Below are 19,972 nucleotides of genomic sequence, written 5' to 3'. Positions count from 1 at the left end.
GCCAGCCTGACGCGCTGGCCTTTTTCTTGCCTGTGGCAGCGAGCGGGTACAACTACGCTTAGAAGAATCTCCAATCGAAAACCGGACCATGATCGCGAGCCGCACCCCTACCGTTCCCGGCACGACCGGACGCTCCGAGCTGCTGTTGATCCTTGGCAGCCTGCTGAGCGTGATCGCGATTGTGTGCATCGTGACGTTCCTGCTGATCCGTGAACGCGCCAACGCCCAGGAATCGGCGACCCGTAGCGCTACCACCATCGCCCAGTTGATCGATGCCGATGTGCTGCGCACTGTCGAGCTGTATGACCTGACGCTGCAAGGGCTGATTGCCGCTGCCCAGCGTGACGACCTGAAAGATGTGTCGCCGCAGATCCGCCATCTGGCGTTGTTCGATCGCTCCACCACGGCGCGCTTCAAGGGCGACATCCTGCTGCTCGACAAGCATGGCGAAGTGATCGCCGATTCCTCACGGGTCGATCCGCTGCCAGGCAATTTCGCCGACCGTGACTACTTCCTCGCCCACGCCTTCAAACGCGACACCGGCATGTTCATCAGCCGTCCGTTCAAGCCCCGCTGCGACTGCGATGACGCGGACCAGTGGCGGATCAGTTTCAGTCGGCGCATCTCGTCGGACATCGGCGAGTTCCTCGGCGTGGCCGTGGCGTCGATGAAACTCGATTACTTCGATCAGCTGTTCAACAGCCTCGACATCGGCATCGACAGCACCCTCAACATCATCAATAACGACGGCATCCTGCTGGCACAGAAGCCTTATCTGCAGAGCGATTCGATCGGCAAGAGCTTTGCCGCGCGGCCCAATGTGGTGCGGATCCTGCGCGACAGCAACGGCAATGGCAGTTTCAACAGCATCTCGAGCATGGATCATCAGCAACGGCTGTACACCTACTCGCGGGTCGGCAATCTGCCGCTGACGGTAATCGTTGCCCTGTCCAGCGAGGAAGTGTTCGGCGCGTGGCGACGCACGGCGATCCTGATCAGCGGCGCCACCGGCGTGTTGTGTGCCGGCCTGCTGTGGCTGACCTGGCTGCTCGCCCGGGAGCTGCGCCTGCGGCATCGGGCCGAACATGAACTGGCACAACTCGCCGCAACTGATGCCCTGACCGGGGTCGCCAACCGGCGGATGCTCGACCAGTCGCTGCGCCACGAGTGGTTCCGCGCCCAACGCTCGGGCCAACCCCTGTCATTGCTGATGATCGATGCGGACCACTTCAAGGCCTTCAATGACCGGCATGGACATCAGGCCGGGGATCAGGCGTTGCGTGAACTGGCGAGAGTGATCACCGCCAATGTGCGGCGTCCGGCGGATCTGGTGGCGCGGTATGGCGGTGAGGAGTTTTCGGTGATCCTCGCGGAAACCGACAGCGTCGGGGCGCAGCAGATCGCCGAGCACATTCGTGCAGCGGTGGAGCAATTGCCGAGCCTGAATCAAGACCAGTCACCGATGACCGTGAGCGTCGGTATCAGTACCTGGACGGCGACGAGCGAAATCAGTCTGGAACAACTGTTGTTCGCGGCGGATCGGGCGCTGTATCAGGCCAAGGAAGGTGGCCGGAACCAGGTCGTCGTGGCTTGATGGGGGTTTTGGCCTTTCCGGCCTCATCGCTGGCAAGCCAGCTCCCACAGAGTTTTGGGTGTATTGAGGATCTTTGGATAACTGGAGAACCTGTGGGAGCTGGCTTGCCAGCGATGAGGCCGGTACAGCCAATGCAAAACCAGCAGGCATAAAAAAAGGCCACCCAAAGGTGGCCTTCAAAAAACTAGAGAGGTTTTTTACTTACACCGCCGCAACCGGGCGCATGTAAGAGATTGGTGCAGTGCTGGCGTCTTCGAACGTCACGACTTCCCAGGCATCTTTCTGCTCAATCAACTTGCGCAGCAGCTGGTTGTTCAGTGCGTGGCCGGACTTGAAGCCCTTGAACTCACCAATCAGGCTGTTGCCCAGCAGGTACAGGTCGCCAATCGCATCGAGGATCTTGTGCTTCACGAATTCGTCTTCGTAGCGAAGGCCGTCTTCGTTCAGTACGCCATCGGCATCGACCACGATCGCGTTTTCCACGCTGCCGCCGAGTGCGAGGTTGTGCTTGCGCAGGTACTCGATGTCACTCATGAAACCGAAAGTACGGGCGCGGCTGACTTCTTTTACGAACGAAGTGCTGGAAAAATCCACGCTTGCACTTTGGGTGCGATCCCGGAAAACCGGGTGATCGAAATCGATCTCGAAGCTCACCTTGAACCCTTCGAAAGGGACGAAAGTGGCGCGCTTGTCGCCGTCTTCCACTGTCACTTCACGCAGGATGCGGATGAATTTCTTGGCGGCGTCCTGTTCTTCCAGGCCAGCCGATTGAATCAGGAATACGAAAGGTCCAGCGCTGCCATCCATGATCGGGACTTCAGACGCGGAGAGCTCGACGTAGGCGTTATCGATGCCCAGGCCAGCCATGGCCGAGAGCAAGTGCTCCACCGTGTCTACCTTCACGTCACCGTTGACCAGCGTCGTCGACATGGTTGTCTCGCCGACGTTGGCCGCGCGAGCCGGTATCTCGACAACCGGATCGAGATCGGCACGACGAAAGACGATCCCGGTGTCGACAGGTGCAGGCTTGAGGGTCAGGTAAACCTTCTCCCCGGAGTGCAGACCTACACCGGTGGCACGGATAATATTTTTCAGTGTGCGTTGTTTAATCATGGCATGGGCCGCTTCAGCGCAAATTGCGAACTGGTATCAACAAAGGCTGGCGATGATAGCAGACCGAGCCTTTGCTGAACACCAATCACCTGAATACCCCTGATACATTTCATCAATCGGCCTGACGACGCAGGAAAGCCGGGATGTCCAGGTAGTCCAGGTCATCTTGCGGATTCATCTTCGCGGCAGTCGCAGCACCGGCCTGAGCCTGGTTGCGCATGACGGTCGGACGGTCCAGGTCACGGTAATTCACCGCTGGCTGTTCCTGACGAGCGGGTGCCGGTTGCTGCACTTGAGCAGCCGCCATCGAGGTGTGAACGGTGTTGTCGATGACCTTCACAGGCTTCTCGATTTTTGCGCCCAGACCAGTGGCAACCACGGTCACGTGCAGTTCATCGCGCATGTCCGGATCGATAACGGTACCGACCTTGACCATTGCGTGCTCGGAAGCGAAGGCTTCGATGATCGAACCCACGTCGGAGTACTCACCCAGGGACAGGTCAGGACCGGCAGTGATGTTCACCAGGATGCCGCGTGCGCCTTGCAGGTTCACGTCTTCCAGCAGCGGGTTGCGGATGGCCGCTTCGGTCGCTTCACGTGCACGGTTCGGACCGCTGGCGCAGCCAGTGCCCATCATCGCCATGCCCATTTCGCTCATCACGGTGCGTACGTCGGCGAAGTCGACGTTGATCATGCCCGGACGCTTGATGATGTCGGAGATACCGCGAACGGCACCGGCCAGTACATCGTCAGCCTTGGCGAAAGCCGACAGGAGGCTTGCGTCCTTGCCGAGGATGGTCAGCAGTTTTTCGTTCGGAATGGTGATCAGCGAGTCGACGCTTTCCGAGAGCATGCGGATGCCTTCGTCGGCGATCTGCATACGCTTGCGGCCTTCGAACGGGAACGGACGGGTCACGACCGCAACGGTCAGGATGCCCATTTCCTTGGCCACTTCGGCGATGATCGGCGCAGCACCGGTACCTGTACCGCCGCCCATGCCGGTGGTGATGAACACCATGTTGGTGCCGGCCAGCACTTCAGCGATGCGCTCGCGATCTTCCAGCGCAGCCTGACGGCCGACTTCCGGGTTGGCGCCGGCGCCCAGGCCTTTGGTCACGCCGGTGCCCAGTTGCAGAATGGTGCGCGCGCCGATGTTTTTCAGCGCTTGAGCATCGGTGTTGGCGCAGATGAATTCCACGCCTTCGATGTTGCTCTTGACCATGTGATTGACAGCGTTGCCGCCGCCACCGCCAACACCGATAACTTTGATTACCGGGCTTGCGGGGATGTTGTCTACGAGTTCGAACATTTTCCCTCTCCTTACATTCTCTAGTTTTTTCGCCTACTGCTGTTTGTTGCGGTGCTGCGGTAAAGCGTTAGAAGTTGCCTTGAACCCACTTCTTCAAACGGTCCAGCAACGGCGCCTGCGGCTCATCGTTGCTGTAGCTGTCGCGGCTGCCGATGCCCGAGAACGAGATCCCGTCGGACTGCTTCTGCAGGCCGTACATCAACAAGCCGACGCCAGTGGAATAAATCGGGTTGCGTACCACGTCATCCAGCCCCTTCACGCCATGCGGCACGCCCAGGCGGACCGGCATGTGGAAGATTTCTTCGGCCAGTTCCGTGGCGCCTTCCATTTTCGAGGTACCACCGGTCAGCACGATGCCGGCCGGGATCAGGTCTTCGTAGCCGCTGCGACGCAGCTCGGCCTGGATCAGGGTGAACAGTTCGTCGTAACGCGGCTCGACCACTTCGGCCAGGGCCTGACGGGACAGTTCACGCGGCGGACGGTCGCCGACGCTCGGCACCTTGATGGTCTCGCCGGCACCGGCCAGTTTGGCCAGGGCGCAGGCATAGCGGATCTTGATCTCTTCGGCGTACTGGGTCGGGGTGCGCAACGCCATGGCGATGTCGTTGGTCACCTGATCACCGGCAATCGGGATCACGGCCGTGTGGCGGATCGCGCCTTCGGTGAAGATCGCGATGTCGGTGGTGCCGCCGCCGATGTCGACCAGGCACACGCCCAGCTCTTTTTCGTCGTCGGTCAGGACCGAATAGGCCGAGGCCAGTTGCTCGAGAATGATGTCGTCGATTTCCAGACCGCAGCGACGCACGCACTTTTCAATGTTCTGTGCGGCGTTGACGGCGCAGGTGACCACGTGAACCTTGGCTTCCAGACGCACGCCGGACATGCCCAGCGGCTCGCGCACGCCTTCCTGGTTATCGATCACGTAATCCTGCGGCAGGGTGTGCAGCACACGCTGGTCGGCCGGGATCGCCACGGCCTGGGCGGCATCGAGTACACGCTCCAGGTCCGCCGAGCTGACTTCGCGATCACGGATCGCGACGATGCCGTGGGAGTTCAGGCTGCGAATGTGATTGCCCGCCACACCGACGAACGCCGAGTGAATGCGGCAGCCCGCCATCAGTTGGGCTTCTTCGATCGCGCGCTGGATCGACTGCACGGTGGACTCGATGTTGACCACCACGCCTTTCTTCAGGCCGCGGGACGGATGAGTGCCGATCCCGACGATTTCCAGCGAGCCGTCGTCCGCAACCTCGCCGACCAGCGCCACCACCTTGGAGGTGCCGATATCGAGACCGACGATCATTTTGCCGCTTTGCACGTTTGCCATGGGTCCTGCCTCTTCTTAATTCTTTGCGACAGCGGGTTGGGCTGTCGTCGGCGCTACTGGTTCCCGCCAGCCAACAGCAAGGCCGTTGGCGTAGCGCAGATCGATGCGCGCAATGTTCGTAATCTGTTCTTTGAGCGTCTTGTCATAGATGGCAATGAAGCGGCGCATCTTTTCCACCAGGTTGCCGCGTCCCAGCAGCAGCTCGATCCCGGGGCCGGAACTGCCGGCACCGGTGGTCAGGAACCAGCTGCCACGTTCACGCAGCTCCAGCCGCGCAATCGAGAAGCCCAATGGCCGGAGCATCTGGCTCAGCACCTGGTATTGCTGCATCACTTGCTGCTGGGCCCGCTGCGGACCGAACAGCTGCGGCAGGTGTTCGTAGTTCGCCAGTTCCTTGGGCGTGAACGCCTGGCCCTGGTTGTTGAGCAACGACTCGTCGCCCCAACGGGCCACCGGCAGTTGCTCTTCGAGGCGGATCACCACCTGGTCCGGCCACACCCGACGTACTTCGGCGTGGGCGATCCACGGCATCTGCTCAAGCTCTGTTCGCATGCTCGCCAGGTCGATGGTGAAGAAGCTCGACGCCACGTACGGGGCGATCCGCTGCTGCACCGCCTGCTGGCTGATGTAACTCAGGTCGCCCTGCACCGCGATCTTGGTGATCGGCCGGTCGGCGTACGGCAGCAATCGCTGCGCGCCTTCGTAAGTGCCGAACCCCAGGGCCACCAGCAGCACCGGCCAGAACAGACCTTTCAAGAAGCCGAAGTTGGCTTTTGGCAGGCGCGCGGACATCGGCTCTTTGGCCACCATTCGGCTGGCACCCCGCGGCACCGGCTTGCGGCCGGGTGCGGGTGGCTGATGTCTGAGCTGTGCGCCTTGCATGGTCTTAACCTCGCGCCTCTTTCTTGCCATCGGCATCGACACTGGCGGCCAGAATGGCCAGGACCAGTTGCTGGAAATCCAGACCGGCCGCTTTCGCCGCCATCGGTACCAGGCTGTGGTCGGTCATGCCGGGAGCGGTGTTGACTTCCAGGAACCAGAATTTGCCGTCGGCGTCCTGCATCACGTCCGCCCGGCCCCAACCGGCGATACCCAGCGCCTCGCAGGCTTGCGCCGTGAGGTCCATGAGTTCTTTTTCCTTGGCGGCATCGAGCCCGCACGGAATCCGATACTGGGTATCGTTGGCGATGTACTTGGCGTCGTAGTCGTAGAACGTGTGTGGCGTACCCAGGGCGATTGGAGGCAACACCTGGTCACGCAGGGTGGCGATGGTGAACTCGGGACCGTGGATCCATTGCTCGACCAACACTTGCGAATCGTAGGTACTGGCCGCTTTCCATGCGTCGATCAACTCGGACGCGGAAGTCACTTTGGCCATCCCGATACTTGAACCTTCATGCGCCGGTTTGACGATCAAAGGGAAGCCCAGTTCCGTCGCCGCCGAAATACAATCGGCCTCGCTGCGCAGCACGGCGTGACGCGGCGTCGGAATCCCGAGCGTGTGCCAGACCTGCTTGGTGCGCAGCTTGTCCATCGCCAGTGCCGAAGCCAGGATGCCACTGCCGGTGTACGGAATGCCGGCCACTTCGAGCAGGCCTTGCATGCTGCCGTCTTCACCGCCGCGACCGTGGAGGATGATGAACGCACGGTCGATCTTTTCGCTCAGCAGGCGCTGCAGGATATCGGCACCGACGTCGATGCCGAACGCGTCCACACCCGCGCTTTGCAGCGCGGTGAGCACGGCGTTGCCGGACTTCAGCGAGACTTCACGCTCGGCACTCAGGCCACCGAACAGCACGGCCACCCGGCCGAAATCCTTCGGGGCGATGGTGGAGAACAGGTTGGCGTAGGCAGCAGTCATTTCAACTTCCCCTCGACCGATGCCGCCACGGCACCGGCGAACAACTCGCTTTTCAACAGTTTCGGTGCGAGGCCACCGATATCACCGGCGCCCTGGCACAACAGAATGTCGCCGGCGCGCAGCAGCGGCTTGACCAGCGGCGCCAGATCGACGCCGCGCTCGATGTAGATCGGATCGAGCTGACCGCGCTGGCGGATGCTGTTGCACAGTTTGCGGCTGTCGGCCCCCGGGATCGGCTCTTCGCCGGCCGGATAGACTTCCATCAGCAACAGCACGTTGGCATCGGCCAGTACATTGACGAAATCGTCGTACAGGTCGCGGGTGCGGCTGTAACGGTGCGGCTGGTAGACCATCACCAGACGGCGCTCCGGCCAGCCACCACGCACGGCTTTGATGACTGCTGCCACTTCGGTCGGGTGATGACCGTAGTCGTCGACCAGCATCACGTTACCGCCGTCCACCGGCAGTTCGCCGTAGACCTGGAAGCGTCGGCCGACACCCTGGAAGCCGGACAGGCCCTGGACGATGGCCTCGTCGCTGACGCCTTCGTCGGTGGCGATGCAGATGGTCGCCAGGGAATTGAGCACGTTGTGATTGCCCGGCATGTTCACGGACACATCAAGAGGCTCGCGATCAGGGCGCAGCACGGTAAAGAAGGTCTGCATGCCCTGCTGACGAACATTGATCGCGCGCACGTCGGCGTCTTCGCTGAAGCCATAGGTCACGGTCGGACGTTTGACCAGCGGCAGGATTTCACGCACCACCGGATCATCCAGGCACATCACCGCCAGACCGTAGAACGGCAGGTTGTGCAGGAACTCGACGAAGGTTTTCTTCAGCTTGTTGAAGTCACCGTCGTAGGTCGCCATGTGGTCGGCGTCGATATTGGTGACCACGGCCACCAACGGCTGCAGATGCAGGAAGCTTGCGTCGCTTTCATCGGCTTCGGCGATCAGATAACGGCTGGTGCCGAGCTGGGCATTGGTGCCCGCAGCATTCAGACGGCCACCGATGACGAAGGTCGGATCCAGGCCACCGGCCGCGAACACCGAAGCGATCAGGCTGGTGGTGGTGGTTTTGCCATGGGTACCGGCGACGGCGATGCCGTGGCGGTAGCGCATCAGTTCGGCGAGCATTTCGGCACGCGGCACCACCGGGATCCGGCGTTCCAGCGCAGTTGCGACTTCCGGGTTGGACGTATTGACGGCGCTCGACACCACCAGCACATCGGCGGCAGCGGCGTTCTCGGCACGGTGGCCGATGAAGATCTGCGCACCGAAGGATTCCAGGCGCTCGGTCACCGGCGAAGCTTTCAGGTCCGAACCGGACACTTCATAGCCCAGGTTCAGCAGCACTTCGGCGATGCCGCACATGCCCACGCCACCGATGCCGACGAAGTGGATGCGACGGATGCGGCGCATTTCCGGTTGCGGCATGGCTTTCTGATTCTCAACCATGGGCCACCTCCAGACAGGTATCGACCACGCTACGGGTGGCTTCGGGTTTCGCCAGACGGCGGGCCGCTTGGGCCATTTGTTCGAGTCGTTGCGGTTGCATCAAGACCTCTGTCAGGCGCGCGGCAAGGTCCGCGGCGCCAGTCGTTCTTTGCGGCATCAGGAAGGCAGCGCCTTCACGGGCCAAATAATCGGCGTTGCGAGTCTGGTGATCGTCGATCGCGTGGGGCAAGGGCACCAGCATCGAGGGCAGACCGGCGGCGGCCAGTTCACTGATGGTCAATGCGCCGGCGCGGCACACCACCAGGTCAGCCCAGCCATAGGCCTGGGCCATGTCTTTGATGAACGGCTGCACCTGCGCGTCCACGCCGGCGGCGCGGTAGCGCTCTGCAGTCACTTCATCGTGGTTTCTGCCCGCCTGATGGAACACTTCCGGACGCAAGTCGGCAGCGACTTGTGCCAGGGCTTCAGGCAGCAACTTGTTCAACGGCTCTGCGCCCAGGCTTCCGCCCAGGATCAGCAAACGCGCCTTGCGTCCGGCCAGGGCCGGGCGCGGTGTTTCGAGGAACAGCTCGCTGCGCACCGGGTTACCGGTGGTACGGCGGCTGTCCGACAGGGTAAAGGTGTCGGGGAACGCTTCACACACCCGGGCGGCGAACGGCACCAGCAACCGATTGGCGGTGCCGGCCACGGCGTTCTGCTCATGAACGATCACCGGCACGCCGGCCAGTTTGGCGGCAAGACCACCGGGACCGGTCACATAGCCGCCGAATCCGACCACGCACACCGGACGCAAGCGGCGAATGATCGCCCGCGCTTGCCATACCGATTTCAGCAGCATGAACGGCGCCTTGAGCAGCGACAGCTTGCCCTTGCCACGCAGGCCACTGGCGTTGATGCGGTGCAGTTCAATACCTGCCGCCGGCACCAGATCGTTCTCGATCCCGCGCGGCGTGCCGAGCCAGTGCACGGTGTAGCCGCGCGCCTGGAATTCGCGGGCACAGGCCAGCGCCGGGAACACGTGGCCACCGGTGCCGCCGGCCATGATCAATACGTTAGCGCCCATGGTTCGGCTCCTCGGCGAAGTCGCTCTCATGGAATTCCATCTCTTCACTGCCCAGGTGGGTCCGGCTCTCCCACTCGATCCTCAGCAACAGGCCAAGGCAGGCGCAGCAGATCACAAGGGAACTGCCGCCGTAACTGAGGAACGGCAAGGTCAGGCCCTTGGTCGGCAGCAGACCGACGTTCACGCCGATGTTGATCAGGAACTGGCCGATCCACAGGAACGACAGACCATAGGCAACATAAGCGGCAAAAAACTGTTTGGCTTTCTCGGCCCAAAGACCGATGTACATGCCGCGAATACACACGAACACGAACAGCGCCACGGTGCACAGCGAACCCACGGCGCCGAGCTCTTCAGCCAGCACCGAGAACACGAAGTCGGTGTGGGCTTCCGGCAGATAGAACTGCTTCTGCACGCTGTTGCCCAGGCCAACGCCCAGCCATTCACCGCGACCGAACGCGATCAAGGCTTGCGACAATTGATAACCGGCGCCGAACTGGTCGGCCCAAGGGTCGGCGAAGTTGGTCAGACGCGCCATCCGGTACGGCTGCATCTGGATCAGCAACACCACCGCACCGACGGCCAGTACCACCATCAGCGAGAACCGGAACAGCCCGACCCCGCCGAGGAACAGCATCGCCGCCGCCGCGCCCATCATCACGACGGTGGCACCGAAGTCCGGCTCCATCAGCAACAGGCCCGCCATCGGCAACAGCACGATGAACGGCTTGAAGAAGCCCATCCAGCTCTCGCGCACTTCTTTCTGGCGACGCACAAGATAACCGGCGAGGTAGATCACCACGAACACCTTGGCGATCTCGGACGGCTGAACGTTGAAGAAGCTGAAACCGATCCAGCGCATCGAACCGTTCACCTCACGGCCGATCCCCGGGATGATCACCATCACCAACAGGCCGAAAGCACCGATCAGCATCATCCAGCCCAGGCGCTGCCAGGTGGCGATCGGGATCATCATCGTGACGATGCAGGCACCCAGGCCGAGCACCACGTAGATCAGGTGACGAATCATGTAATACAGCGGGCTGCCCGACTGCACGGCCGCCACTTCGGTGGAGGCCGAGGCGATCATGATCAGGCCCAGACCGAGCAACGCCAGGCAACCGGCGAGCATCGGGAAGTCGAGGTCGATTCCGCGTCCGGTAATGAGCGGCGACGGGTATGGCTTGATGATGTTTCTCAAGCTCATGCCAGATCCTCCACGGCGCGGACGAACTGGTGACCACGGTCTTCGTAGTTCTTGAACATGTCGAAACTGGCGCAGGCCGGCGACAGCAGCACCACGTCACCCGGTTGGGCGGCGGCGCGGCATTGGGCGACCGCGTCGACCAGCGTAGTGGCGCGAATCAGCGGCACGGCATCGCCAATGGCTTCGCCGATCCTGTCGGAGTCGCGGCCCATCAGGATCACGGCGCGACAATGGGCCGCCACCGGATCGCGCAGGTCCTTGAAGTCGGCACCCTTGCCGTCGCCACCGGCGATCAGCACGACCTTGCCGTCGATGTCCGCGCCCAGACCTTCGATGGCCGCCAGTGCGGCGCCGACGTTGGTGGCCTTGGAATCGTTGTAGTAACCGACGCCGTCCAGCTCACGTACCCACTGGCAACGGTGTTCGAGGCCGGCGAAGGTGCGCAGGGCCGCGAGCATGGCGTCGAACGGCAGCCCGACCGCGTGGCCGAGCGCCAGCGCCGCCAAGGCGTTGGACTGGTTGTGGGCGCCGCGAATCTTCAGTTCGCGCACCGGCATCAGGTTCTGGAATTCGAAGGCCAGGTACTTCTCGCCATTCTCTTCGCGCAGACCGAACGCCTTGAAATCCGGTTGGGTCAGGCCGAAGGTCCAGCACGGCTGGCCCTCGCCCATCAGCGGACGGGTCAACGCATCCTGACGGTTGACCACGAACTGCTTCGCACCCCGGAAGATCCGGTGTTTGGCCAGGTGATAGGCCGGCAGACCGCTGTAACGGTCCATGTGGTCTTCGCTGATGTTGAGCACGGTCGCCACTTCGGCGTTGAGCTGGTCGGTGGTTTCCAGCTGGAAGCTCGACAGCTCCATCACGTACAGCTCGACGTCATCGCTGAGCAGATCCAGCGCCGGCGTACCGAGGTTGCCGCCCACGGCCACGCGCTTGCCGGCCGCAGCCGCCATCTCGCCGACCAGGGTGGTGACAGTGCTTTTCGCGTTGGAACCGCTGATGGCCACAATCGGCGCCTTCGCGTTACGCGCGAACAGCTCGATATCGCCGGACAGCTTCACGCCACGGGCCGCGGCGGCTTGCAGGGCCGGGGTCGCCAGCGCCAGGCCGGGGCTCACGTAGAGCTCGTCGGCACGGCACAGGAACTCGACGTCCAGCTCGCCACAACGCACTTCCACGTGCGGATAGTCACGCTGGAGCGTGGCCAGTTCCGGTGGATTTTCCCGCGTGTCGGCCACGGCAAACGCCACGCCCCGGTTCGCCAGGAAGCGAACCAGGGACATGCCACTCTTGCCGAGGCCGACAACGATGCGGAAGTGGTCAGAAGCGATCAGAGACACTCGTTCTACCTCAGCTTCAGGGTGGCAAGGCCGATCAGCACGAGAATCACGGTGATGATCCAGAAACGGACGATCACGCGCGGCTCGGGCCAGCCCTTGAGTTCAAAGTGGTGGTGAATCGGCGCCATGCGGAACACACGGCGACCGGTCAGCTTAAAGGACGCAACCTGAATGACGACTGACAGGGTTTCCATCACGAACACGCCGCCCATGATGAACAGGACGATTTCCTGACGGACGATCACCGCGATGGTGCCCAGGGCAGCGCCCAGCGCCAGTGCGCCGACGTCACCCATGAAGACTTGCGCCGGGTAGGTGTTGAACCACAGGAAGCCCAGGCCGGCACCGATCAGCGCGCCGCAGAACACGATCAGCTCGCCTGCGCCCGGTACATAAGGGATCAACAGGTATTCAGCGAATTTCACGTTACCCGACAGGTAGCAGAAGATGCCCAGGCCACCGCCGACCATCACTGTCGGCATGATCGCCAGACCGTCGAGGCCGTCGGTGAGGTTGACCGCGTTGCTCGAACCGACGATCACAAAGTAAGTCAGCACGATGAAGCCTGCGCCCAGCGGAATGCTGTAGTCCTTGAGCATTGGCAGGATCAGGGTGGTTTCCACCGGAGTGGCAGCAGTCATATAAAGGAAGATCGCCGCACCGAGGCCGAACACCGACTGCCAGAAATATTTCCAGCGGCTCGGCAGACCACGGGAGTTCTTCTCGATGACCTTGCGGTAGTCGTCGACCCAGCCGATGGCGCCGAACAGCAGGGTCACCAGCAGCACGACCCACACGTAGCGGTTGCTCAGGTCAGCCCACAGCAGGGTGCTGACGCCGATGGACGACAGAATCAGCGCGCCACCCATGGTCGGCGTACCGGATTTGGACAGGTGCGATTGCGGGCCGTCGTTACGAACCGATTGGCCGATCTGACGGTTCTGCAGGGTGCGGATCATCCACGGGCCGTAGCACAGCGACAAGACCAGCGCGGTCAGCACACCGAGGATCCCGCGCAGGGTCAGGTACTGGAAGACCGCGAAGCCTTTGTAGAACTGTTGCAGATACTCCGCTAGCAGCAGCAGCATTAATGTTTCTCCAGACTGGACCCGCACAGGGCCGCAACGATGTTTTCCATCGCTGCGCTGCGCGAACCCTTGATCAAAATGGTGGTGTTTGTGTCCTGCTCGGCGGCGAGGGCCTGGATCAGTTCGGCCTGTGTGCCGAAGTGATGCGCCTCTTTGCCGAATGCGTTCACGGCGTGGACCATGTTCGGCCCGACGGCGTATAGCGCGGAAACCTTGCCCCGGGCGTATTCGCCCACGTCGCGGTGCCCCTGCTCCGCCCAGTCGCCCAACTCGCCGATATCCCCGAGCACCAGAACGGTGCGGCCGGAAAAGCCGGCGAGTATATCAACGGCCGCGCACATCGAGGTGGGGTTCGCGTTGTAAGTGTCATCGATCACGCGCATACCGTTTTTCGCCAGTTGCGCGACGGTGCGACCCTTGACCGGTTGTACCGCGCCAAGCCCGGTGGCGATGCCGAACAGCGACACGCCCAGAGCGTGGGCGGCAGCGGCGGCGGCCAGGGCGTTGGCGACGTTGTGGGTGCCGAGCAGGTTCAGTTGAACCCGTTCCACACCTTCAGGACTGTGCAGGTTGAACGCCGGGCAGCCGCGGGCATCGGTGGCCAGGTCGCTGGCATGGAAGTCCGCCTGAGTATTGCTCAATGCGAAAGTCAGCACTTTGCGACCGGCAGCGCGGGTCTTCCAGATACCAAACGCCTTGTCATCGAGGTTCAGCACCGCGACGCCATCGGCAGCCAGTCCTTCGATGATTTCGCCCTTGGCTTCGACGATTTTCTCCGGCCCGCCGAACTCACCGACGTGGGCGGTTCCGGCGTTGTTGAGGATCGCTACGTGCGGCTTGGTCAGCCCGACGGTGTAGGCGATTTCACCCAGACGCGAAGCACCCAGTTCGATCACTGCCGCGCTGTGTTCCGGGGCGAGTTCGAGCAGGGTCAGCGGTACGCCGAGGTCGTTGTTCAGGTTGCCACGGGTCGCGTGCACCGAGCCGCGCGTGCGCAGGATGCTCGCAAGCATTTCCTTGACCGTGGTCTTGCCGCTGGAGCCGGTAACGGCCGCGACCGGTTTGGTGAACGCGGCACGGTTCAAGGCACCCAGCTGGCCGAGGGCCTGGCGAGTGTCCTTGACCAGCAATTGCGGCAGCGTGCTGTCGGCGACTTCGCGCTCGACCAATGCCGCAACGGCGCCTTTGGCGGCGACTTCATTCAGATAGTCATGACCGTCGAAACGCGGGCCGGTCAGGGCGATAAACAGTTGGCCAGCCTTGATCGCGCGGCTGTCGATGCTCACGCCGTCAAAACTGGCGTCGGCGCTGATCAGACGGGCGTCAAGCGCGTTGGTCAGTTCGCTGAGTTTCAGGGCCTTAAGCATGGGCCACCTCCCACGCGGTCAGGGCGTGATCAGCCTCGACCAGATCGGAAAACGCATGGCGCTCGCCGTTGATTTCCTGATAGTCCTCGTGACCTTTGCCGGCCAGAACGATCACGTCATCCGCCGAAGCACCGGCAATCAGTTGTGCGATGGCCTGGCCGCGACCGGCCACGAACGTCACGTTATCCACAGCCGTGAAGCCGGCGCGGATGTCATCGAAAATTACCGCCGGGTCTTCGGTGCGCGGATTGTCATCGGTCACCAGCACGCGGTCGGCCAGACGCTCGACCACTTCGGCCATCAGCGGACGCTTGCCGCGATCGCGATCACCGCCGCAGCCGAACAGGCACAGCAGTTGACCTTTGACGTGCGGACGCAACGCGGTCAGTACTTTTTCCAGGGCGTCCGGGGTATGCGCGTAATCGACCACAACCAGCGGCTGAGTGCCGCCGCCGAGACGCTGCATGCGTCCGGCCGGGCCTTCGAGTTTCGGCAATACCTTAAGGATTTCGTCAAGCGCGTAGTCGAGACCGAGCAGCGCACCGACGGCGGCCAGCACGTTGCTCAGATTGAAACGACCGAGCAGCGTGCTGCGCAGATGGTGCTCGCCCTGCGGCGTGACCAGCGTGGCTCGCACGCCATGGTCATCGAACTGCGCTTCACGTACATAGAGATAGGCGCTGCTGTCGAGCAGGCTGTAAGTAATCAGTCGCGACTCGCGCTTTTCAGCGGCCAGTTGCCGGCCGAAATCGTCGTCGAGGTTGACCACGCGGCACTTCAAGTCATTCCAGGCGAAGAGCTTGGCCTTCGCCTCGGCGTAGGCCTCCATGGTGCCGTGATAATCCAGGTGATCGCGGGACAGGTTGGTCATCACTGCCACGTCGAACGCCAGCGCAGTAACCCGGCCCTGATCCAGACCGTGAGACGAAACTTCCATGGCCACGGCTTTGGCGCCGGCCTTTTTCAGGTCGCCCAGAGTCGCTTGCATGGCAATCGGATTCGGCGTGGTATGCAGGCCGCTTTGCAGCGCGCCATGAAAACCGGAGCCGAGGGTGCCGACGATGCCGCAATGCTGGCCGAGCAGGTCCAGCGCCTGCGCCACCAGTTGGGTCACGCTGGTCTTGCCGTTGGTGCCGGTCACGCCGATCAGGTTCAGGTGATGACTTGGCTCACCGTAAAAACGCCCGGCGATGTCCGACAGCTGCGCTGCCAGGCCTTTGACCGGAATCAGCGGCACTTCGGTGATCGGCAGCACGGTGGCGCCTTCCACTTCATAAGCCACGGCGGCAGCACCGCGCTGCAAGGCGTCGGCAATGTGCGCACGACCGTCGAACTTGCCGCCCGGCACCGCGAGGAACAGGTCCCCCGCGCGTACATTGCGACTGTCGAGCGCCAGTTCACGGATCAACAGATCGTGGCCGGCGTGGGGGAAAATCTTGTTCAGACTCAGAGACATCAGCCGCGCCCTCCATTGGCTTTCAGCGGAACGGCCGGGGTGGCGTTGGCCTGTTGTGTGGTCGGCAGGTTGTCCGGGGTGACGTTCATCAGGCGCAGGGTGCCCGACATCACACGGCTGAACACCGGCGCCGAAACCAGACCACCGAAGTAACCGGCCTTGGTCGGTTCATCGATCACCACGACGATTGCATAACGTGGATCGCTCATCGGGCCGAAACCGGCGAACAGCGAGCGGTAAGAGTTTTCGGCGTAGCCCTTGGTGCCGACCGACGTTTTACGCGCAGTACCGGACTTGCCGCCCACGTGATACGCCGGCACCTGCGCACGGAACACGCCGCGCGGGGCTTCGATCACTTGTTGCAGCATGCCTTGCATGGTTTTCGCGACGGCCTCCGGCAGCACCTGGGTGGTCTGCGGCGCCTTGTCGGTTTTGATCAGGGTCAGCGGTGCGAGGCGACCGTTGTTGGCCAGCGCCGAGAATGCGTGCACCAACTGGATCGCGGTCACGGAAATACCGTAGCCGTATGACAGCGTTGCGGTCTCGGCCTTGCGCCACTCACGGTAGTTCGGCAGGTTGCCGACACGTTCGCCCGGGAAGCCGAGGCCGGTGTCCTGGCCGAGGCCGACTTTCTGTGCGAGGCGGAAAATGGTTTCGCCGCCGATATCGAACGCGACCTTACTCATGCCGACGTTACTGGAATTGATCAGAATGCCGGTCAGGTCGAGTACCGGACCTTCGGTCTTCGATACGTCCTTGATGGTGTACTTGCCGATCTGCAGGGAGCCCGGATACACCTCGACAGTGTCGCTCGGCTTCCAGCGGCCAGTTTCGATCGCGGCGCTCATCGAGATCGCTTTCATGGTCGAACCGGGTTCGAACACGTCGATCATCGCGCGGTTACGCATCATCGCCGGTTGCAGGTTGCGACGGTTGTTCGGGTTATAGGTCGGCTGGTTGACCATGGCGAGGATCTCGCCGGTTTTCACGTCCATGATCACCAGACTGCCGGCTTTCGCGCCGTTCTCGATGATCGCGTTGCGCAGTTCGCGGTTGGCCAGGTATTGCAGACGCAGGTCAATCGACAACGCCAAGGGCTTGCCGGCCTTGGCGTTTTTGGTGACCTGGACATCCTTGATCAGCCGACCGCGCCGATCCTTGATGACTTGCCGCTTGCCGGGCACGCCGGCCAGCCATTCGTCGTAGGCCAGTTCGACACCTTCACGACCGTGGTCATCGATATCGGTGAACCCGACCATGTGCGCTGTCACTTCACCGGCCGGGTAGAACCGGCGGAACTCTTCGATGCCATAGACGCCCGGCACTTTCAGGTCGAGTACGGCCTGGCCCTGCTCGGGGGTCAGCCCGCGCACCAGATAAATGAATTCCTTGTTGGCCTGGGCTTCGAGACGTTCGGCCAGGGCTTTCGGATCCTGCCCCAGCGCGGCGGCCAGTGCCGGCCACTTCTCTTTGGCGGTCTGCATTTCCTTGGCGTTGGCCCACAGGGTGGTCACCGGCGTGCTGACGGCCAGCGGCTCGCCATTACGGTCGGTGATCAGGCCACGGTGCGCCGGAATAGGAATATGACGAACGCTGCGCGCATCGCCCTGGCCTTTAAGGAAGTCGCGGTCCACCACTTGCAGGTCGATGATGCGCCAGCAGATCGCGGCCACCATCATGCCCAGCAGACCGACCACCAGACGGAAGCGCCACGGGAAGAGTGCCCCTTCGAGTTTCATCATGGCGCCACCATCTTCACGTCAGCCGCACCGGGGATGTGCATCTTCAGTTGTTCGGTGGCCAGCACTTCAATCCGGCTGTGGGCGGTCCAGGTACTTTGCTCCAGGATCAGGCGCCCCCATTCGGCCTGCGCCTTGTCGCGCACGCTCAGTTCGTTGTACAGGGTGTTGAGCAACTGCCGATTCCAGTGGGCGCTGTAAGACACGCCGATGGCCGACACGAGCACGCCAATGAACAGGAGCAGCATGAAAAAGCTGCCGCCGGGCAATGGCTTGGCGAAAAGCTTGCTCACCGCAACTTCTCCGCGACACGCATGACGGCGCTACGAGAACGTGGGTTGGCTTTGAGTTCGGCGTCGGAGGCCGTCTGCGCTTTGCCATGGACTTTGATTTTCGGTTCGAACGCAACGTGGCGAACCGGCAGATTGCGCGGCAGGTTGTCGGCTTCGCCTTTCACCAGCTTGCGCATGAACAGTTTGACAATACGGTCTTCCAGCGAGTGGAAGCTGATCACGACCAGACGGCCGCCCACTTCCAGGCATTCGAGCGCGGCTTCAAGCCCTGCTTCCAGGTCGCCCAACTCGTTGTTGACATGAATGCGCAGCCCCTGGAAAGCGCGGGTTGCCGGGTTCTTGCCCTTTTCCCACGCCGGGTTGGCGACTTTCAGGACTTCGGCCAGATCGGCGGTGCGCTCGAACGGCGTGACATCACGGCGCTCGACAACGGCACGGGCCATGCGACCGGAGAAGCGTTCTTCGCCGTACTCTTTGAAGACACGGGCAATTTCTTCCACTGGCGCGGTGTTGACGAACTCGGCTGCGCTGATGCCACGGGACGGATCCATGCGCATGTCCAGCGGGCCGTCGTTGAGGAAACTGAAGCCGCGCTCGGCGTCATCGAGCTGCGGCGAAGACACGCCCAGATCCAGCAAAATGCCGCTGACCTTGCCTGTCAGCCCCTGTTCGGCAACCACCGAACCAAGCTCGGCAAAGCTGCGCTGCACAACGACAAAGCGGCCGTCTTCGGCCGCTAGCGTTTGCCCGGTGGCAATCGCTTGAGGATCCTTGTCGAATCCGATGAGCCGACCGTCCGGCCCGAGCTTGCTCAGGATCAACCGGCTATGCCCGCCACGTCCGAACGTGCCGTCCAGATAGCAGCCATCAGGACGTACGGCGAGAGCCTCGACGGCTTCGTCAAGCAGTACGGTGATGTGGTTAAAGCCGCTATCAATAGTCACAGGATCAGATCACGCAGTTCGTCAGGCATGGCGCCCGGTTGTTGTATGGCAGCCAGGTCAGCGGCAGAAACCGCGTTCCAGGCATCTTCGTCCCACAGCTGGAACTTGTTCAGTTGGCCCACCAGCATCGCGCGCTTGTCGAGCTTCGCGTATTCGCGCAGACGTGGCGGCACCAGGAAACGCCCACTGCCGTCGAGCTCGAGGTCAACGGCATTACCAATCAATAAGCGTTGCAGACGACGGTTCTCTTCGCGAAGCGAAGGGAGCGCGCGCAACTTGGTTTCAATAATTTCCCACTCATCGAGCGGGTAGACACACAAACACGGATCAACGGCATCAATGGTCACGATCAACTGGCCGGAACTGCGCGAATCGAGCTCGTCACGGTACCGGCTCGGCATGGCGAGACGGCCCTTTGCGTCGAGACTGATAGCGTTAGCTCCGCGAAACACGTCTGCGTTTCTCCAATTTTTATCGTTTTGAGCTCAAAAAACCCACTTCATGCCACTTTCCGCCACTTGCGCACACTATAGGAATGCGCCCACCACACCGTCAAGGCGCGGATTAAAGGAAAACCCTTACAGAACGGAGATTTAGGAGCATAAAAGGAGGAGTAACGAGAATCTGGCGGATGCTTTTATCCAATAACTTGAAGCAGCACTGAAAGCTGCGCTCGAAAGTTAAAGTGATTTGTTAAGAGTAAGATTTTTTCGGTATTACAAAAGCGCTTCTGCTGTTGATTGAAGCAAGGTGGGAAATGGCTATTACTGCGTTTGCCGCTGCCGGTTTCCAGCGCAGGCCTGCTGATAAT

General features: G+C 61.9%; 17 protein-coding genes. 1 reads left to right on the top strand and 16 read right to left on the bottom strand.

All coding sequences use genetic code 11. From position 1 onward, the window contains the following. Nucleotides 1-88: 88 nt before the first annotated feature. Nucleotides 89-1,594 (top strand): sensor domain-containing diguanylate cyclase, encoded by a 1,506-nt coding sequence (locus CAF77_RS22070; RefSeq protein ID WP_064383955.1) that lies wholly within the window; start codon nucleotides 89-91, stop codon nucleotides 1,592-1,594. 201 nt (nucleotides 1,595-1,795) lie between these two features. Here CAF77_RS22070 and lpxC read toward each other — a convergent pair whose 3' ends face one another. From lpxC to mraZ, 16 genes are all read right to left on the bottom strand, one after another. Then, nucleotides 1,796-2,707: a UDP-3-O-acyl-N-acetylglucosamine deacetylase gene (lpxC, locus tag CAF77_RS22065; RefSeq protein ID WP_007956752.1), complete on the bottom strand. Its 912-nt coding sequence runs from the start codon at nucleotides 2,705-2,707 to the stop codon at nucleotides 1,796-1,798. Nucleotides 2,708-2,819: 112 nt separating this feature from the next. Beyond that, complete coding sequence (gene ftsZ / locus CAF77_RS22060; RefSeq protein WP_007956754.1) at nucleotides 2,820-4,016, bottom strand: cell division protein FtsZ; 1,197 nt, start codon at nucleotides 4,014-4,016, stop codon at nucleotides 2,820-2,822. A 67-nt stretch (nucleotides 4,017-4,083) separates the two neighbouring features. Further along, nucleotides 4,084-5,343, bottom strand: coding sequence for a cell division protein FtsA (ftsA, locus tag CAF77_RS22055; RefSeq protein ID WP_007956755.1), 1,260 nt, complete (start codon nucleotides 5,341-5,343; stop codon nucleotides 4,084-4,086). 15 nt (nucleotides 5,344-5,358) lie between these two features. Then, nucleotides 5,359-6,225: a cell division protein FtsQ/DivIB gene (locus tag CAF77_RS22050; RefSeq protein ID WP_007956757.1), complete on the bottom strand. Its 867-nt coding sequence runs from the start codon at nucleotides 6,223-6,225 to the stop codon at nucleotides 5,359-5,361. Nucleotides 6,226-6,229: 4 nt separating this feature from the next. Next, nucleotides 6,230-7,204 carry a D-alanine--D-alanine ligase gene (locus CAF77_RS22045; RefSeq protein WP_064383956.1) on the bottom strand — a complete coding sequence of 325 codons (975 nt, stop codon included), beginning with the start codon at nucleotides 7,202-7,204 and terminating at the stop codon, nucleotides 6,230-6,232. Further along, nucleotides 7,201-8,661, bottom strand: a complete 1,461-nt coding sequence (murC, locus tag CAF77_RS22040) for a UDP-N-acetylmuramate--L-alanine ligase (protein ID WP_011335862.1) — start codon at nucleotides 8,659-8,661, stop codon at nucleotides 7,201-7,203. The genes CAF77_RS22045 and murC overlap by 4 nt, the downstream gene beginning before the upstream one ends. Next, a complete protein-coding gene (murG, locus tag CAF77_RS22035; RefSeq protein ID WP_064383957.1) occupies nucleotides 8,654-9,724 on the bottom strand; it encodes an undecaprenyldiphospho-muramoylpentapeptide beta-N-acetylglucosaminyltransferase in 1,071 nt (356 codons plus the stop codon). Before murG ends, murC begins: the two co-directional genes overlap by 8 nt. Continuing rightward, nucleotides 9,714-10,931, bottom strand: a complete 1,218-nt coding sequence (gene ftsW / locus CAF77_RS22030; protein WP_064383958.1) for a putative lipid II flippase FtsW — start codon at nucleotides 10,929-10,931, stop codon at nucleotides 9,714-9,716. Before ftsW ends, murG begins: the two co-directional genes overlap by 11 nt. Then, nucleotides 10,928-12,274, bottom strand: a complete 1,347-nt coding sequence (gene murD / locus CAF77_RS22025) for a UDP-N-acetylmuramoyl-L-alanine--D-glutamate ligase (RefSeq protein WP_064383959.1) — start codon at nucleotides 12,272-12,274, stop codon at nucleotides 10,928-10,930. The genes ftsW and murD overlap by 4 nt, the downstream gene beginning before the upstream one ends. Nucleotides 12,275-12,279: 5 nt before the next feature. Beyond that, nucleotides 12,280-13,362, bottom strand: a complete 1,083-nt coding sequence (gene mraY, locus CAF77_RS22020; RefSeq protein ID WP_015096766.1) for a phospho-N-acetylmuramoyl-pentapeptide-transferase — start codon at nucleotides 13,360-13,362, stop codon at nucleotides 12,280-12,282. After that, on the bottom strand, nucleotides 13,362-14,729 hold the full coding sequence (gene murF / locus CAF77_RS22015) for a UDP-N-acetylmuramoyl-tripeptide--D-alanyl-D-alanine ligase (RefSeq protein ID WP_064383960.1): 1,368 nt from the start codon (nucleotides 14,727-14,729) through the stop codon (nucleotides 13,362-13,364). The genes mraY and murF overlap by 1 nt, the downstream gene beginning before the upstream one ends. After that, nucleotides 14,722-16,185 (bottom strand): UDP-N-acetylmuramoyl-L-alanyl-D-glutamate--2,6-diaminopimelate ligase, encoded by a 1,464-nt coding sequence (locus CAF77_RS22010; protein ID WP_064383961.1) that lies wholly within the window; start codon nucleotides 16,183-16,185, stop codon nucleotides 14,722-14,724. Before CAF77_RS22010 ends, murF begins: the two co-directional genes overlap by 8 nt. Next, entirely contained in the window at nucleotides 16,185-17,924 is a 1,740-nt protein-coding gene (locus tag CAF77_RS22005) for a penicillin-binding protein 2 (RefSeq protein ID WP_170928985.1), read from the bottom strand. Before CAF77_RS22005 ends, CAF77_RS22010 begins: the two co-directional genes overlap by 1 nt. Next, entirely contained in the window at nucleotides 17,924-18,217 is a 294-nt protein-coding gene (ftsL, locus tag CAF77_RS22000; RefSeq protein WP_007956777.1) for a cell division protein FtsL, read from the bottom strand. Before ftsL ends, CAF77_RS22005 begins: the two co-directional genes overlap by 1 nt. Further along, nucleotides 18,214-19,161: a 16S rRNA (cytosine(1402)-N(4))-methyltransferase RsmH gene (rsmH, locus tag CAF77_RS21995; protein WP_064383963.1), complete on the bottom strand. Its 948-nt coding sequence runs from the start codon at nucleotides 19,159-19,161 to the stop codon at nucleotides 18,214-18,216. The genes ftsL and rsmH overlap by 4 nt, the downstream gene beginning before the upstream one ends. Further along, the gene (mraZ, locus tag CAF77_RS21990; protein ID WP_007917012.1) at nucleotides 19,158-19,613 is read right to left on the bottom strand and encodes a division/cell wall cluster transcriptional repressor MraZ; all 456 of its coding nucleotides are present in this window, start codon (nucleotides 19,611-19,613) and stop codon (nucleotides 19,158-19,160) included. Before mraZ ends, rsmH begins: the two co-directional genes overlap by 4 nt. Between the last annotated feature and the right edge of the window lie 359 nt (nucleotides 19,614-19,972).

The organism is Pseudomonas sp. R15(2017) (assembly GCF_002112685.1).
GTDB lineage: Bacteria > Pseudomonadota > Gammaproteobacteria > Pseudomonadales > Pseudomonadaceae > Aquipseudomonas > Aquipseudomonas glycinae.
Note: the sequence above shows the minus strand (reverse complement) of the source record. Positions and strands in the feature narration are given on the sequence as shown.

Coding starts and splice junctions, on each gene's coding strand:
- CAF77_RS22070 (WP_064383955.1), top strand. CDS start 89: ATGATCGCGAGCCGCACCCCTACCGTTCCCGGCACGACCGGACGCTCC.
- lpxC (WP_007956752.1), bottom strand. CDS start 2,707: ATGATTAAACAACGCACACTGAAAAATATTATCCGTGCCACCGGTGTA.
- ftsZ (WP_007956754.1), bottom strand. CDS start 4,016: ATGTTCGAACTCGTAGACAACATCCCCGCAAGCCCGGTAATCAAAGTT.
- ftsA (WP_007956755.1), bottom strand. CDS start 5,343: ATGGCAAACGTGCAAAGCGGCAAAATGATCGTCGGTCTCGATATCGGC.
- CAF77_RS22050 (WP_007956757.1), bottom strand. CDS start 6,225: ATGCAAGGCGCACAGCTCAGACATCAGCCACCCGCACCCGGCCGCAAG.
- CAF77_RS22045 (WP_064383956.1), bottom strand. CDS start 7,204: ATGACTGCTGCCTACGCCAACCTGTTCTCCACCATCGCCCCGAAGGAT.
- murC (WP_011335862.1), bottom strand. CDS start 8,661: ATGGTTGAGAATCAGAAAGCCATGCCGCAACCGGAAATGCGCCGCATC.
- murG (WP_064383957.1), bottom strand. CDS start 9,724: ATGGGCGCTAACGTATTGATCATGGCCGGCGGCACCGGTGGCCACGTG.
- ftsW (WP_064383958.1), bottom strand. CDS start 10,931: ATGAGCTTGAGAAACATCATCAAGCCATACCCGTCGCCGCTCATTACC.
- mraY (WP_015096766.1), bottom strand. CDS start 13,362: ATGCTGCTGCTGCTAGCGGAGTATCTGCAACAGTTCTACAAAGGCTTC.
- murF (WP_064383960.1), bottom strand. CDS start 14,729: ATGCTTAAGGCCCTGAAACTCAGCGAACTGACCAACGCGCTTGACGCC.
- CAF77_RS22010 (WP_064383961.1), bottom strand. CDS start 16,185: ATGTCTCTGAGTCTGAACAAGATTTTCCCCCACGCCGGCCACGATCTG.
- CAF77_RS22005 (WP_170928985.1), bottom strand. CDS start 17,924: ATGAAACTCGAAGGGGCACTCTTCCCGTGGCGCTTCCGTCTGGTGGTC.